14 protein-coding genes are annotated in these 13,050 nt (G+C 72.5%); 6 read left to right on the forward strand and 8 right to left on the reverse strand.

The features are described from left to right. Positions 1 to 61 precede the first annotated feature (61 nt). Positions 62 to 1,168, reverse strand: a complete 1,107-nt coding sequence (locus ACFZAT_RS02390; protein WP_391258857.1) for a hypothetical protein — start codon at positions 1,166 to 1,168, stop codon at positions 62 to 64. Positions 1,169 to 1,234: 66 nt separating this feature from the next. Here ACFZAT_RS02390 and ACFZAT_RS02395 point away from each other — a divergent pair, with 66 nt between their 5' ends. After that, the gene (locus ACFZAT_RS02395; RefSeq protein WP_391258860.1) at positions 1,235 to 2,380 is read left to right on the forward strand and encodes a cystathionine gamma-synthase; all 1,146 of its coding nucleotides are present in this window, start codon (positions 1,235 to 1,237) and stop codon (positions 2,378 to 2,380) included. 55 nt (positions 2,381 to 2,435) lie between these two features. Here the strand turns inward: ACFZAT_RS02395 and ACFZAT_RS02400 are convergent, their stop codons facing one another. From ACFZAT_RS02400 to ACFZAT_RS02415, 4 genes are read right to left on the reverse strand one after another with little or no spacing between them, the layout of a single operon-like run. After that, positions 2,436 to 2,621 (reverse strand): DUF1059 domain-containing protein, encoded by a 186-nt coding sequence (locus ACFZAT_RS02400; protein WP_391258863.1) that lies wholly within the window; start codon positions 2,619 to 2,621, stop codon positions 2,436 to 2,438. 56 nt (positions 2,622 to 2,677) lie between these two features. Continuing rightward, positions 2,678 to 2,926 (reverse strand): hypothetical protein, encoded by a 249-nt coding sequence (locus tag ACFZAT_RS02405; protein WP_391258866.1) that lies wholly within the window; start codon positions 2,924 to 2,926, stop codon positions 2,678 to 2,680. Then, positions 2,923 to 3,417 (reverse strand): sigma factor-like helix-turn-helix DNA-binding protein, encoded by a 495-nt coding sequence (locus ACFZAT_RS02410; RefSeq protein WP_391258869.1) that lies wholly within the window; start codon positions 3,415 to 3,417, stop codon positions 2,923 to 2,925. Before ACFZAT_RS02410 ends, ACFZAT_RS02405 begins: the two co-directional genes overlap by 4 nt. Before the next feature lie 57 nt (positions 3,418 to 3,474). Further along, positions 3,475 to 4,005: a MarR family winged helix-turn-helix transcriptional regulator gene (locus ACFZAT_RS02415; RefSeq protein ID WP_073964263.1), complete on the reverse strand. Its 531-nt coding sequence runs from the start codon at positions 4,003 to 4,005 to the stop codon at positions 3,475 to 3,477. Between the two features lie 156 nt (positions 4,006 to 4,161). Here ACFZAT_RS02415 and ilvA point away from each other — a divergent pair, with 156 nt between their 5' ends. The 3 genes from ilvA (at position 4,162) to ACFZAT_RS02430 (ending at position 7,340) form a co-directional block, all read left to right on the forward strand. Then, positions 4,162 to 5,391, forward strand: a complete 1,230-nt coding sequence (ilvA, locus tag ACFZAT_RS02420; RefSeq protein ID WP_391258872.1) for a threonine ammonia-lyase — start codon at positions 4,162 to 4,164, stop codon at positions 5,389 to 5,391. Between the two features lie 102 nt (positions 5,392 to 5,493). Continuing rightward, entirely contained in the window at positions 5,494 to 6,480 is a 987-nt protein-coding gene (locus ACFZAT_RS02425) for an ATP-binding cassette domain-containing protein (protein WP_391258874.1), read from the forward strand. Beyond that, entirely contained in the window at positions 6,477 to 7,340 is an 864-nt protein-coding gene (locus ACFZAT_RS02430) for an ABC transporter permease (protein ID WP_391258877.1), read from the forward strand. The genes ACFZAT_RS02425 and ACFZAT_RS02430 overlap by 4 nt, the downstream gene beginning before the upstream one ends. Positions 7,341 to 7,412: 72 nt before the next feature. Here ACFZAT_RS02430 and greA read toward each other — a convergent pair whose 3' ends face one another. Beyond that, positions 7,413 to 7,910, reverse strand: a complete 498-nt coding sequence (greA, locus tag ACFZAT_RS02435) for a transcription elongation factor GreA (RefSeq protein ID WP_018101005.1) — start codon at positions 7,908 to 7,910, stop codon at positions 7,413 to 7,415. Between the two features lie 183 nt (positions 7,911 to 8,093). Then, the gene (locus ACFZAT_RS02440; protein WP_391258882.1) at positions 8,094 to 8,510 is read right to left on the reverse strand and encodes a DUF4307 domain-containing protein; all 417 of its coding nucleotides are present in this window, start codon (positions 8,508 to 8,510) and stop codon (positions 8,094 to 8,096) included. A 97-nt stretch (positions 8,511 to 8,607) separates the two neighbouring features. Between ACFZAT_RS02440 and mca the strand changes: the two genes are divergently transcribed. Both mca and ACFZAT_RS02450 read left to right on the forward strand, forming a co-directional pair. After that, a complete protein-coding gene (gene mca / locus ACFZAT_RS02445; protein WP_073964258.1) occupies positions 8,608 to 9,489 on the forward strand; it encodes a mycothiol conjugate amidase Mca in 882 nt (293 codons plus the stop codon). Position 9,490: 1 nt separating this feature from the next. Then, the gene (locus ACFZAT_RS02450; RefSeq protein WP_391258885.1) at positions 9,491 to 9,730 is read left to right on the forward strand and encodes a hypothetical protein; all 240 of its coding nucleotides are present in this window, start codon (positions 9,491 to 9,493) and stop codon (positions 9,728 to 9,730) included. A 66-nt stretch (positions 9,731 to 9,796) separates the two neighbouring features. Here ACFZAT_RS02450 and ACFZAT_RS02455 read toward each other — a convergent pair whose 3' ends face one another. Beyond that, on the reverse strand, positions 9,797 to 12,997 hold the full coding sequence (locus tag ACFZAT_RS02455) for a tetratricopeptide repeat protein (RefSeq protein ID WP_391258888.1): 3,201 nt from the start codon (positions 12,995 to 12,997) through the stop codon (positions 9,797 to 9,799). Between the last annotated feature and the right edge of the window lie 53 nt (positions 12,998 to 13,050).

The following is a 13,050-nucleotide window of genomic DNA, read 5'->3' on the forward strand; positions in this document are numbered from 1 at the left end:
CTCCTGGGTCGGCGTGCTGTCCGTACAACGCTCCGGGGCCCCCGCGGATTCCTCGCGGGGCTCAGTGCGGCAGGGTCGCCGGGCTGCCGCCGTTCGCCTCGTATCCCGCGACCGCCAGTGCCCGGTACACCGCGTACTCCGCGGCCGGGTCCTCGCTCGCCGTCCACGGCAGCGCGCCCACGTACCCGTCGATGTGCACCAGCTGGTGCACCGCCTCCGCCCAGCGCTCCATCCGCACCAGGAACAGCACCAGCAGATGGCGCACGTGCGGCAGCATCGGGTCGTCCGCGCGCGCCGAGTGCACCGCGTACATCGCGCCCTCCACGGCCCGGGTCACCACCTGGCTCTCGTAGAAGCCGCGCACCAGATTGACCTCGGGCAGGTGCTCGTACACCGCGAACAGCGGCAGCCCGGCCAGCAGCGAGCCCTGCGGGGCGCGGGCGGCGGCGGCCGTCGCGAAGCGGTCGGCCTCCTCGCGCGAGCCGTGCCACCGCTCGCTCCAGAAGTGCAGCGCGGCGACGTGCGCGCCCAGGTGCGCGGGCGCCCGGTCGATGATCTTCGCCCACAGCTGGTCGAACTCCTCGCCGGAGTAACCGAGTCCGCGCGCGACCGCCAACTCCACGATGTACGGGACCGGGTCGCCCGGGGCGAGCAGGGCCGCCTCGCCGATCACCGTACGGGCCTCCTCAAGGATGATCCGGAAGTCGTCCGTACCCGCCGTGGACGAACGCCACGCCTGCTGCACCAGGAACTCCGCGTGCACCGCCGCCGCGCCCGCGTCCTTCGGCGCCTCCGCGCGCCACTTGCGCAGCCACGCCCCGCCGACGCCCGGCTGCCGCAGCAGCTCCAGGGAGGCCGCCCCGGCGAACGCCTGTACCCGCTGCCAGCGCAGCTCGCCCTCCTTCGGCGTCCCGGCCAGCAGCTGGGACGCGGCCCGCCACTCCTGCGTGTGCTGCACGACCTCCAGCACGTCCAGCAGGTCCTGGTCCGCCCCCGGCGTCCGGACGTCCAGCTCCTCCTGGCGCACGAAGCCGTAGTCCTGCGGGTCGGCGGCATCGGGGGAGCCCGGCGCCGCCAGCCGGATACCGCCCCCGCGCCGGCGCAGCACGTACGGGCCGATCGCGGCGGTCAGCAGGCACAGCGCGAGCAGGAACCACAGAATCTCCATGCCCCCATTGTCACCGGACGGCCATGTGACCCGTGAGCCCCCTCGTGACGAACTACGCTCGGCCCCATGAGCGACCAGCACAGCTTCGAAACCCGCGCCATCCACGCGGGGAACACCGCCGATCCCCTCACCGGCGCCGTGGTCCCGCCCATCTACCAGGTGTCCACGTACAAGCAGGACGGCGTGGGCGGGCTGCGCGGCGGTTACGAGTACAGCCGCAGCGCCAACCCGACCCGCACCGCCCTGGAGGAGAACCTCGCGGCCCTGGAGGGCGGCCGGCGCGGGCTCGCCTTCGCCTCCGGCCTCGCCGCCGAGGACTGCCTGCTCCGCACGCTGCTGACCCCCGGCGACCACGTGGTCATCCCGAACGACGCCTACGGCGGCACGTTCCGGCTGTTCGCGAAGGTCGCCTCGCGCTGGGGCGTGGAGTTCTCCGTGGCGGACACCTCGGACGTGGCGGCGGTCCGGGCGGCGATCACCCCGCGCACCAAGGCGGTCTGGGTGGAGACCCCGTCCAATCCGCTGCTCGGCATCACCGACATCGCCGCCGTCGCCCAGGTCGCCCGCACCGCCGGGGCGCGGCTCGTCGTGGACAACACCTTCGCGAGCCCCTACCTCCAGCAGCCGCTGGCGCTCGGCGCGGATGTCGTCGTGCACTCCACCACCAAGTACATGGGCGGCCACTCGGACGTCGTCGGCGGCGCGCTGATCGTCAACGACCCCGACCTGGCCGACGAGTTGGTCTTCCACCAGAACGCGATGGGCGGCGTGGCCGGCCCGTTCGACGCCTGGCTGGTGCTCCGCGGCATCAAGACGCTCGCCGTGCGCATGGACCGCCACAGCGAGAACGCCACCAAGGTCGCCGAGCTGCTGACCCGGCACCCCAAGGTCACCCAGGTCCTCTACCCGGGCCTGCCCGAGCACCGGGGCCACGAGGTCGCCGCCAAGCAGATGCGGGCCTTCGGCGGCATGGTGTCCTTCCGCGTCGAGGGCGGCGAGGAGGCGGCGGTCGAGGTCTGCAACCGGGCGAAGCTGTTCACCCTGGGCGAGTCCCTGGGCGGCGTCGAATCGCTCCTGGAGCACCCCGGCCGCATGACGCACGCCTCGGCGGCCGGCTCCCCGCTGGAGGTCCCGGCCGACCTGGTCCGGCTCTCCGTCGGCATCGAGAACGCGGACGACCTGCTCGCGGACCTGACGCAGGCGCTGGGTTAGGCGCAGAAAAACAAGGGGGGCGGGGCCGGAGTCTTCGGTCCCGCCCGCCCGGGCTTCAGGCCGGCTCGTCCTCCAGCGTCGCCCTGACCTGCTCCCGCAGCTCGGGGCTGTCCGTGTGCTGGTGGACGGAGACGGCGTGCTCGCTCGCGGCCCGCACGACTTCCTCCTCCTCGCCGGCGATCGTCAGCGAGCAGTCCGACTCGCTCGGATACTTGCGGCAGTCAGCGATTTTCCGGGTCATGACAGCCTCCTGACCACTCCTTTCCAGGGTAGTCCGGAACACCGGGCCCGCCGCTTCTACCAGCTGTCCACCGGCGTCGTCTCCGCCGGGGGCGTCTCCCACGGCCGGACCGTCAGCGCCCACACGGCGAACACCGCCACCGCGGCGACCAGCGCCAGCACCCAGAGCCTGCGCAGCGCCCGCCGCCGCCGCAGCAGCCCCCCGCCCCGCTCGGCCGCCCGGGCCGACAGGTCGGCGGGCACCTGCGGATGCGGGCCCTCCAGCATCCGGCGCACCTCGTCCTCGCGCCGCCCGGTGCCGCTCACGGCGCGGCCCCCAGCAGCCGGGCCGGGCCCCGGCGCGCGGTCGGGCTCCTGGTGCCGCGCAGGGTGGCCACCGACCGGTTGCAGACCGCGCGCACCCGGTCCTCGGGCAGCCCGAGCAGGGCCGCCGTCTGCTCCTCGGGGACCCCTTCGTACAGCCGCAGCACCAGCACCAGGCGTTCCTGCGGGGTCAGCCGGTCCAGCAGGCCGCCGCGCGGCCGGTGGTGGCGCCACGCCTCGCGGGCGAACCTGGCCGCCAGCTCCTGCCGGGTGCGGTTGTACGGGTCCTCGCCCCGCAGCCGCTCCCAGTCGGCGAACGTCCGGGCCAGCGAGGCGGTGAGCAGCCGCAGCGCGTGCGGGTGCGCGCCGGGTGCGTCCGCCGGTTCGGCGGTCAGCAGCGTGGCCGTGTGCAGCAGCCGGCCCGCCGCGCCCGCGACGAAGGACTCGAAGTCCTGGGCGCGGCCCCGCAGCGGGCCCGCATGACGCTCTCGCACACCTCAATCCGAGCGCGCCGCGGCCCTCAGGTCAACCCCCGGGGAGCCGACGGGCGTTCAGTTCGCGTGCGCCGTCTGGTGCGCGGTCTGCCGGGCCGCCAGCGCCGCGTTGAACCGGGTGAGCAGCGCGCAGAACGTGTCCCGCTCCTCCTCGCTCCACCCGTCCGTCACCTGCGACATCAACTCCCGCCGCGAGTCCCGGACCTCGTCCAGCCGGGCCTGGCCGCGCGGCGACAACTGGAGCACGACCGCCCGCCCGTCCTCCGGGTGCGAGGTCCGCTTCACCAGGCCGGTGTCGACCAGCGGCGCGACCTGCCGGGTCACCGTGGACGAGTCGATCCCCATCCCGGCGGCCAGCGCCTTGACGCCCATCGGACCTTCCCGGTCCAGCCGGTTCAGCAGCAGATAGGCCGCCCGGTCCATGGAGTTGCGCACCTGGCCCACCCCGCCGAGACGGGTCTGCTCGGCCCGGCGGGCGAAGACGGCCACCTGATGCTGGAGGGTGTCGAGAACGTGGTCGGGACCCGGGTTTTCCGGGGCGGCGCCCCCGGATGGAGACGAGGCAGTCGTCATGTCCTGAGGGGGCATGGCCGGGGGCTCTCTTCGTGCGGTGTCGGATGGGTGGGGGACAGAGTACGCGGCCCCGGGGCAACGCGTACCAGTGCTGCACAAACCTGCGGACATCGGCGCAGGACGGCCCGGCAAGCGGCGGCCGGGACCCCTCCGAGCTGCAAGACTTACGGTATGAACTTCCCGTCGCCCGGCAGCTTTCCCTCCGTGATCCTCGATGACGTACGGGGGGCGCAGAAGATGCTCTCCGGGGTCGCCAAGGTCACTCCGCTCGAAGGCAGCCGCCATCTCTCGGGCCTCGTGGGCGCGCCCGTCCTGTTCAAGTGCGAGAACCTCCAGCGGACCGGTTCGTTCAAACTGCGGGGCGCCTACGTACGCATCTCGGGACTCACCCCGGTCGAACGCGCCGCAGGGGTCGTGGCCGCGAGCGCCGGGAACCATGCGCAGGGTGTCGCCCTCGCGTCTGCGCTCCTCGGCGTACGCTCCACGGTCTTCATGCCGGTCGGGGCGCCGCTGCCGAAGGTCGCCGCCACCCGCGAGTACGGGGCCCGGGTGCGGCTGCACGGCACGGTCGTCGACGAGACCCTGGCCGCCGCGCAGGAGTACGCGCGCGAGACCGGCGCGGTGTTCATCCACCCCTTCGACCACGCCGACATCATCGCCGGGCAGGGCACGGTCGGGCTGGAGATCCTGGAGCAGTGCCCCGAGGTCCGGACGATCGTCGTCGGCATGGGCGGCGGCGGGCTCGCGGCCGGCATCGCGGTCGCGGTCAAGGCCGTCCGGCCCGATGTGCGCATCGTCGGCGTGCAGGCGGCCGGCGCCGCGTGCTACCCGCCGTCCCTGGCGGCCGACCGCCCCGTCTCCCTCGGGACGCTCCAGACCATGGCGGACGGCATCAAGGTCGGACGCCCCGGCGATGTGCCGTTCGCCCTGGTCAGGGACCTGGTGGACGAGGTGCGTACGGTCTCCGAGGACGAGCTGTCCAGCGCCCTGCTGCTCTGCCTGGAGCGGGCCAAGATGGTGGTCGAACCGGCCGGGGCGAGCCCGGTGGCCGCCCTGCTCAGCGACCCCAAGTCGTTCCACGGGCCCGTCGTCGCGCTGCTCTCCGGCGGCAATGTGGACCCGTTGCTGATGCAGCGCATCCTCACCCACGGCATGGCGGCGGCCGGGCGCTACCTCAGCCTGCGGCTGCGGCTCACCGACCGGCCCGGCGCGCTGGCCGCCATGCTCGGCGTGCTCTCGGTCGCGGACGCCAACGTGCTGGACGTCAGCCACGCCCGTACGGACCCCCGGCTCGGCCTCACCGAGGCGGAGGTGGAGCTGCACCTGGAGACGAAGGGGCCCGAGCACTGCGACGACGTGAAGGCGGCGCTGCGGGACGCGGGCTATTTGGTGATGGGCTGACGATCTGCGCGCCGCTCGTGTGTTCACCGGGCACGGCACCTCCGGCGTCCCTAGGATCTGGACCTGAGAGGTAGCCACCCGAACGCACTGGGGGAATCCCATATGCCAGGCGCCATCTACGCCGAAGGGCTCGTCAAGACCTTCGGTGACGTCACTGCACTCGGCGGCGTCGACCTCGATGTGCCGGAAGGCACCGTACTCGGACTCCTCGGCCCCAACGGGGCCGGCAAGACGACCGCCGTCCGGGTCCTGACGACGCTGCTCAGACCGGACAGCGGCCGGGCCTTCGTGGCGGGGATCGACGTCCTGAAGAACCCCAACGAGGTGCGGCGCTCGATCGGGCTCTCCGGCCAGTTCGCCGCCGTCGACGAATATCTGACCGGCCGCGAGAACCTGCGCATGGTCGGCCAGCTCTACCAGATGAGCGGGCGCGCGGCGAAGGCCAGGGCGGGCGAGCTGCTCGACCGCTTCAACCTGGCCGACGCGGCGGACCGCCCCGCCAAGACGTACTCCGGGGGCATGCGCCGCCGCCTCGACCTGGCGGCGGCGCTCGTCGTGTCCCCGCCGGTCATGTTCATGGACGAGCCGACGACCGGGCTCGACCCGCGCAACCGGCAGCAGCTCTGGGAGGTCATCGAGGAATTGGTGGCCGGCGGGACGACCCTGCTGCTGACCACGCAGTATCTGGAGGAGGCGGACCACCTCGCCCACGACATCTGCGTGATCGACCACGGACGCGTCATCGCACGCGGCACCTCCGACCAGCTCAAGGCCCGCATCGGCGGCGAGCGCGTCGAGGTCGTCGTGCACGACCCCGAGCAGATCGAGCCCGCGCGCACCGTCCTCACCCGCCTCGGCGAGGGCGAGACCACCGTCCTGCCGAACATGCGCAAGCTGACCGTCCCGGTCGACGGCGGCGCCAAGCTCCTCGCCGAGGTCATCCGCGACCTCGACGCCCAGGGCGTGGAGATCGACGACATCGGGCTGCGCCGCCCCACCCTGGACGACGTGTTCATCTCCCTCACCGGCCACGCGGCCGAGCAGGAGAAGAACGGGGCCGGGAACCCCGGAACGGAGACGGAGAAATGAGCGCCCTCAGCGAAGCCCGTACAGCCGCCCCACGGTCGGGCGGCGGCATCGGCCAGTCGGTCCGCGACTCACTGGTCATCGGCAAGCGGAACCTCATCCGGATGACCCGGATCCCCGAGATGATCCTGTTCGGGATCATCCAGCCGGTCATGTTCGTGGTGCTCTTCACGTACGTGTTCGGCGGCTCGATCGCCATCCCGGGCGCGGGCGTCAGCGCGAGCGCGTACAAGGAATTCCTGATGGCCGGCATCTTCGCGCAGACGGTGACCTTCGCCACCGCGGGCGCCGGCGCGGGCATCGCGGAGGACATGCACAAGGGCCTCATCGACCGGTTCAGGTCGCTGCCGATGGCCCGGGGCGCGGTGCTGACCGGGCGGACGCTCGCCGACCTGGTGCAGACCGCCGTCACGCTCGTCGTCCTCGCGGGCGTCGCCCTGCTCGTCGGCTGGCGCACCCACGAGAACATCGGCAAGGTCCTCGGCGGCTTCGCGCTGCTGCTGCTCCTCGGCTACGCCTTCACCTGGATCGGCGCGCTGATCGGCCTGACCGTCCGCACCCCGGAAGCGGCCACCTCGGGCGGCCTGATCTGGCTCTTCCCGCTGACGTTCATCTCGAACGCCTTCGTACCGGTCAACGGCATGCCGGCCTTCCTGCAGTACGTCGCCGAGTGGAACCCCTTCAGTGCCACGGTGGCGGCGGCCCGCGAACTGTTCGGCAACACCATCGAGGGCGTCCCGAAGTCGGTGACCGGCGCCTGGCCGATGGAGCACCCGGTCTGGGCCTCGCTCATCTGGTCCGTGCTGATCATCGTGGTCTTCCGGACCCTGGCCGTACGCAAGTACCGCTCGGTCTCGCACTGAGGACACCCGGACGACCCCGGACACGGAAGAGCCCCGGCCGCACCGCGCGGCCGGGGCTCTCTCACGTACGGGTCAGCCGGTGTACGGCTTCGCCGACAGGATCTTCACCGTGGCGGTCTTGCCGTTCGGCAGCTCGTAGTCGGCGTTGTCACCGGTCTTCTTGCCGTTGACGCCCACGCCGAGCGGCGACTGCGGGGAGTACGTCTCGATGTCCGCGCTCGCGTACTCACGGGAGGCCAGAAGGAAGGTCATCGTGTCGTCCTCGTCGCCGTCGAAGGCGATCGTGACGACCATGCCGGGCTCGACCACGCCGTCGTCGGCCGGTGCCTCGCCGACCTTCGCGTGTTCGAGGAGCTGGGTCAGCTGGCGCACCCGGAGCTCCATCTTGCCCTGCTCCTCCTTGGCCGCGTGGTACCCGCCGTTCTCACGCAGGTCCCCCTCCTCACGGGCCGCCGCGATCTTGACGGCGATCTCCGTGCGCGCGGGACCAGACAGGTACTCCAGCTCGGCCTTGAGCTGGTTGTACGCCTCCTGCGTGAGCCAGGTGACGTTTTCGCTGGTCTGGGTCACAGGGTGCTCCTCGTCGGTACTGGGAATACAAAGCAACGCCCTACCCGCAAGCATGCGCTGCGGCGGGTGGGCGAAACCACGAGCCTAACAATTCACCGGGAAAAGGGGGAGAAGGTAAAAGTCCCGACTGCGGAAATCGCAGGTCAGGGCAGGTTAAATGGGGTTACGACGGGCGTGCTGCGGTCAACTCGACGCCCCGCCGTCCTCCGTGCAGCCCAGCAGTTCGACGGCGGTCGCCCGGGACGTCGTCCGCAGGGTCAGGATCCTGTCGATCCGGTCGCTGTCGTCGTCGAAGCGGAAGTCCTTGCGGGCGCCCTCGGTGCCGTTCTCGCTCAGCGAGCGGAGGGTGCAGTAGCCCTGGTCGTCCCGGCCCTTGCGGACCTCCAGGTGCACCTCGACGCGGTCGTCCGAGGTGACCTTGAACTTGATCATCTCGGCGCTGAGGCCCTTGCCGCCCACGTAGTCGTAGCCGATCCAGCCGACCACGCCCAGCAGGGCGACGCCCAGCACGGAGCCGATGATCTTGAGCTTGCGGTCCGCGCGCCGGTCCGCGGAGCGGCCGTAGCGGTTCTCGGGAAGCGCCTCGCGCACCGCCGTCATGATCGTTCCTCCCGTACCGGGGATCGAGGAATTTTCCACCCCCCGGTTCAGTCACTATAGAAGTTGCACTTCGCGACCAATGACTGAGGATCGAGTCTTGACTGAGCAGCTTCGACTGATGGCCGTACACGCTCACCCCGACGACGAGTCGAGCAAGGGCGCGGCCACCATGGCCAAGTATGTGTCCGAGGGGGTGGACGTGCTGGTCGTGACCTGCACGGGAGGCGAGCGCGGCTCCATCCTCAACCCGAAACTCCAGGGCGACGCGTACATCGAGGAGAACATCCACGAGGTGCGCCGCAAGGAGATGGACGAGGCCCGGGAGATCCTGGGCGTCAAGCAGGAGTGGCTGGGCTTCGTGGACTCGGGCCTGCCCGAGGGCGACCCGCTGCCGCCGCTCCCCGAGGGCTGCTTCGCCCTGGAGGACGAGACCGTCGCGGCCGGCCGCCTCGTCGCGCAGATCCGCGCGTTCCGGCCGCAGGTCATCACCACGTACGACGAGAACGGGGGCTACCCGCACCCCGACCACATCATGACCCACACCATCTCGATGATCGCCTTCGAGGGTGCTGCGGACACCGAGAAGTTCCCCGAGGCGGAGTTCGGCCCCGCCTGGACGCCGCAGAAGCTCTACTACAACCAGGGCTTCAACCGGCCGCGCACGGTCGCCCTGCACGAGGCGCTGCTCGCCCGGGGCATGGAGTCGCCGTACGGGGAGTGGCTGGAGCGCTGGAAGGAGTTCGGGCGCGCCGAGCGCACCCTGACCACGCACGTTCCGTGCGCGGACTTCTTCGAGATCCGGGACAAGGCGCTCATCGCGCACGCCACGCAGATCGATCCGGACGGCGGCTGGTTCCGCGTCCCGATGGACATCCAGCGGGAGGTCTGGCCGACCGAGGAGTACGAGCTGGCGAAGTCTCTGGTCGATACCTCCCTCCCCGAGAGCGACCTCTTCGCGGGCATCCGCGACAATGCCTGATATGTACGCGACTCAGGCACTGACGAACCTCGTCCCGCTCGCCGAGGAACTCGACAAGAACAAGGTGACCCCCGGGGTCCTCGGCTTCATCGTCTTCGCGGCGCTCGCCGTGGGCGTGTGGGCGCTCATGAAGTCGATGAACCGGCACATGGGGCGGGTGAACTTCGAGGAGCGGCCGGCGGAGCCGGGGCCGGCGGAGCCGGCGTCCGAGCCGGTGGCCGGGTCCGCGAAGCGGAAGTAGCACGGCGGGGCGGGGTGCGTACGGACGTTGTCCCCGCCGCCGCCGTCGTTCGGCGAAAAGATGCCCTCAGTCGCCGGGCGGGCTTGAATGGACCGCCACGCCCATGATCTCCCGGGTCCGACGGGACGGGACCAAGTGCAGCGACCACGCCTGCCAGCCCGTTTCCAGGTCCGCGCCGCGGTCCAGGATCACGCGGTACGTGTCCGCGCCGTCGTCCACCTTGGGGTCCCTGGCCGGGTGGCCGGCCGCGCGGAGGTCGGCCAGCTCCTGCTGGGCGACGACCGTGCCCACCTCGACGCCCCCCGGTGAGGCGTACGGCAGCAGCGTGCACCGCAGGAAGCGCGCCCAGTCCGCGCCGCGCGCGTCCCCGTACGACTCGAACAGGGCGACCGCCTCGTCGCACAGCCCGAGGGCCTGGGGCGTCCGCTGGTTGCCCGCGTCGATCAGCGCGAGGTCCAGGCAGGTCCACGCCTCGCCGTGGGCGACCCCGATGCGCCGGAAGTCCGCCCGCGCGTCGGCGAGCAGCTGGCGGGCGAAGCCGGAATTGCGCAGGTTGCCCGTCTGGGCGGCCCGCTGGTCCCGGGTGACGCGCCCCGAGTGGTGCCGGGCGCACGCGAGACCGTAGACATCGCGCATCCGCGAGAACATCGTCCGGGCCCGCTCCAGCTGCCGCACGGCATCCACCGTGTCCCCGGTCTCCTCCAGCGCCTGGCCCAGGTAGTACAGGGTCCACGCCTCGCCGCGCGCGTCCTCGTTGTCCCGGTGGCGGGCCAGGGCCGCGGTCAGCTGCTCGACCGCCGCGCCCGGTTCGCCGTCCAGCAGCCGGGCCCGGGCCAGCTGGGTCGTCGCCCACGCCGTGCCGCGCTCGTCCCGGGTCCGCCCGTACAGATCGAGGGCGGCGCGCAGCTCGGCCTCGGCCCGCTCCACCTCGCCCAGGCGCAGCCGGACCTGGCCGGACTGGAAACGGGTCCAGGCCTCGCCGTGCAGCGACTCGCCCTCGCGGTGCAGGGTGAGCGCGGTGTCCAGCAGGGCCACCGCCTCGGACAGGTTGCCCCGGTCGCGTTCGACGGCGGCCAGCGCGTGCAGCGACCAGGCCCGGTCCTCGTCCTGCCCGGCGGCGAGCTGGAGCTCCATCGCCTCGCGGAGCCGGGCCGCCGCCTCGGTCAGATTGCCCTGGTGGTGCAGCGTGATGCCGAGGGAGCACAGCGCCAGCGCCGTACCGGCGTCGTTCTGCGCCTCCCGGTACAGGCCGACGACGGAGGACAGCGTGGTGCGGGCCTTGTCCAGCTCGCCCAATTGCCGGGCCGCGATGCCCGTACGCCAGCGCACCGACCGTTCGAGGAGCCCCTGGTCGACCGCCTGGGACAGCTCGCTGATCTCGCCCAGCCGGTAGAGGTCGCCGCGCAGCAGGCAGTAGTCGCACAGCGCGCCGAGCAGCGCGAGCACCGCCGCCTGGTCGACGCCCTCCGCGTGCCGCAGCGCGGAGGTGATGAAGCTCGACTCCTCGTCCAGCCAGCGCAGGGCCGCGTCCAGCGAGCTGAAGCCGTGCGAGCCGAACTGCCCGGCCCGGGTCGACATCTTGCCGTCCACCATCCGGATCACCGCACCGGCCAGCTCCGCGTAGTTCGCGATCAGCCGCTCCTGCGCGGCCGCGCGCTCGGCCGGCTCCTCCTCGTCCAGCAGCCGGGCCAGGGCGAAGCCGCGTACCAGGTCGTGCAGCCGGTAGCGGGAGCCGCGCACGTGGTCGATCAGCCCGGCCCCCGACAGGGCCGTCAGCAGCCGGCCGGCCTCCTGCTCGTCGGCGGAGAGCAGGGCCGCTGCCGCCGCCGCGCCCAGGCTCGCCCGGCCCGCCAGCGCGAGGCGCCGCAGCAGCCGCCGGGCCTGCTCGGACTGGTCGGTGTAGCGCAGCCACAGGGCCCGCTCGACCGGCGGCACCGGGCCGTAGGCTGCGAGGTCGGCGGCCAGCACGTCCGCCGTACGCGCCCCGAGCGCGGAACCGGCGACGCGCAGGGCCAGCGGCAGCCCGCCGCACAGTCCGGTGATCGCCTCGCTGGACGGATAGTCGTAGGGGCCGGGATCGGCCTCCTGGGAGACCCCGCGCAGCAGCTCCTCCGCCCCGCCCGGATCCAGGGCCCCGACCTCCAGCCGGTGCACCCAGGCCGGCAGGGACTCGGGCAGCTCCAGCGGCTCGCGGGCGGTGACCAGGACCAGGCTGTCCGAGCGCTCCGGGATCAGCAGGGCGACCTGCTCCGCGTCCCGGGCGTCGTCCAGGACGATCGTCACGGCGGTGCCCGTCAGATGCTGGTGGTACAGCTCACCGAGCCGGCGCACCTGCTGCTCGGCCGACGCGCTGTCCCGGAACAGCAACTGCTCGCGGGGCGCGCCCAGCCGGTTCAGCAGGTGCAGCAGCGCGTCCCGGGTCGGCAGCGGCGCCTCGCCCTCCGCGTCACCGCGCAGGTCCACCACGCACGCGCCCTTGAACTGGTCCTTCAGCTCGTGCGCCGCCCGCACGGCGAGCGTGGTGCGCCCGGCGCCCGGGGGGCCGTGCAGCACGACGACGGTCGGCTTGGTCTCGGTCGACGCGCGGGCCGCGTGCACCCACTGCCCGATGCGGGCCAGTTCGCCCCGCCGCCCCGCGAACAGCCCGTCGGCCGCCGGGAGATGGCCGAACGACTGCTCCAGGAGCGACCGCATCCGCGCCGCCGCGCTCCGGTCCCCGCCGCGCAGCGGGGTCCGCGCCTTGGCGGCGGCCTTCTTCGCCGGGGCCCGGGTGGTGGCGGCGAGCATCCGCTGCTGGTCGAGGAACGGGCGTATGCCCCGTACGTCCAGCGCGGCCAGCCACTGCAGCCGCAGCTGGTCCGGACGGGCGCCCGCACGCTCGGCCGGGCGGTGCGAGGCGGTGGCCTTGGCGACCGTCGCGGTGGCCCCCGCCACGGCGACGACCGCGCCCGCGCCGAGCGCGAGCCCGGACGCCGTGCCGAGCGCCACGTCGGCGCCGAAGGCCGCCGCGGCGGCGACACCGGTGACCAGTAACGGCGTCGCCATGCTCTCCCGGCGGAAGCGCTGCCCGTTTGCCGAGGCGTCGAGAGCCTCCACATATGCCGCGTACTCCTCGGCAGCGCCCTCCGCGATGGTGTCGAGGGCGGCCCGCGCCCTGGGCAGCAGGACGGACGCGTCCGTCCGGCCGCCGCCACGTCGTGCCTCTTCCTCCACGGCCCTGACCAACAGCCGTTCCGCGTCGGCCCGGTGACCGTCCCGCATCCGCATCTGTCGTCCCCCTCCGGCTCCGGTGGTCGCGAGGTACCAGTGTCGTTGGTACG

Source organism: Streptomyces sp. NPDC008163 (genome assembly GCF_042956885.1).
GTDB lineage: Bacteria > Actinomycetota > Actinomycetes > Streptomycetales > Streptomycetaceae > Streptomyces > Streptomyces drozdowiczii_A.

Excerpts from the sequence above, each read along its gene's own strand:
- ACFZAT_RS02415 (WP_073964263.1), bottom strand. The coding sequence starts at position 4,005 with ATGCCCCCTCAGGACATGACGACTGCCTCGTCTCCATCCGGGGGCGCC.
- ACFZAT_RS02440 (WP_391258882.1), bottom strand. The coding sequence starts at position 8,510 with ATGACGGCGGTGCGCGAGGCGCTTCCCGAGAACCGCTACGGCCGCTCC.
- ACFZAT_RS02450 (WP_391258885.1), top strand. The coding sequence starts at position 9,491 with ATGTACGCGACTCAGGCACTGACGAACCTCGTCCCGCTCGCCGAGGAA.
- ACFZAT_RS02390 (WP_391258857.1), bottom strand. The coding sequence starts at position 1,168 with ATGGAGATTCTGTGGTTCCTGCTCGCGCTGTGCCTGCTGACCGCCGCG.
- ACFZAT_RS02455 (WP_391258888.1), bottom strand. The coding sequence starts at position 12,997 with ATGCGGATGCGGGACGGTCACCGGGCCGACGCGGAACGGCTGTTGGTC.
- ACFZAT_RS02395 (WP_391258860.1), top strand. The coding sequence starts at position 1,235 with ATGAGCGACCAGCACAGCTTCGAAACCCGCGCCATCCACGCGGGGAAC.
- ACFZAT_RS02400 (WP_391258863.1), bottom strand. The coding sequence starts at position 2,621 with ATGACCCGGAAAATCGCTGACTGCCGCAAGTATCCGAGCGAGTCGGAC.
- ACFZAT_RS02425 (WP_391258874.1), top strand. The coding sequence starts at position 5,494 with ATGCCAGGCGCCATCTACGCCGAAGGGCTCGTCAAGACCTTCGGTGAC.
- ilvA (WP_391258872.1), top strand. The coding sequence starts at position 4,162 with ATGAACTTCCCGTCGCCCGGCAGCTTTCCCTCCGTGATCCTCGATGAC.
- ACFZAT_RS02430 (WP_391258877.1), top strand. The coding sequence starts at position 6,477 with ATGAGCGCCCTCAGCGAAGCCCGTACAGCCGCCCCACGGTCGGGCGGC.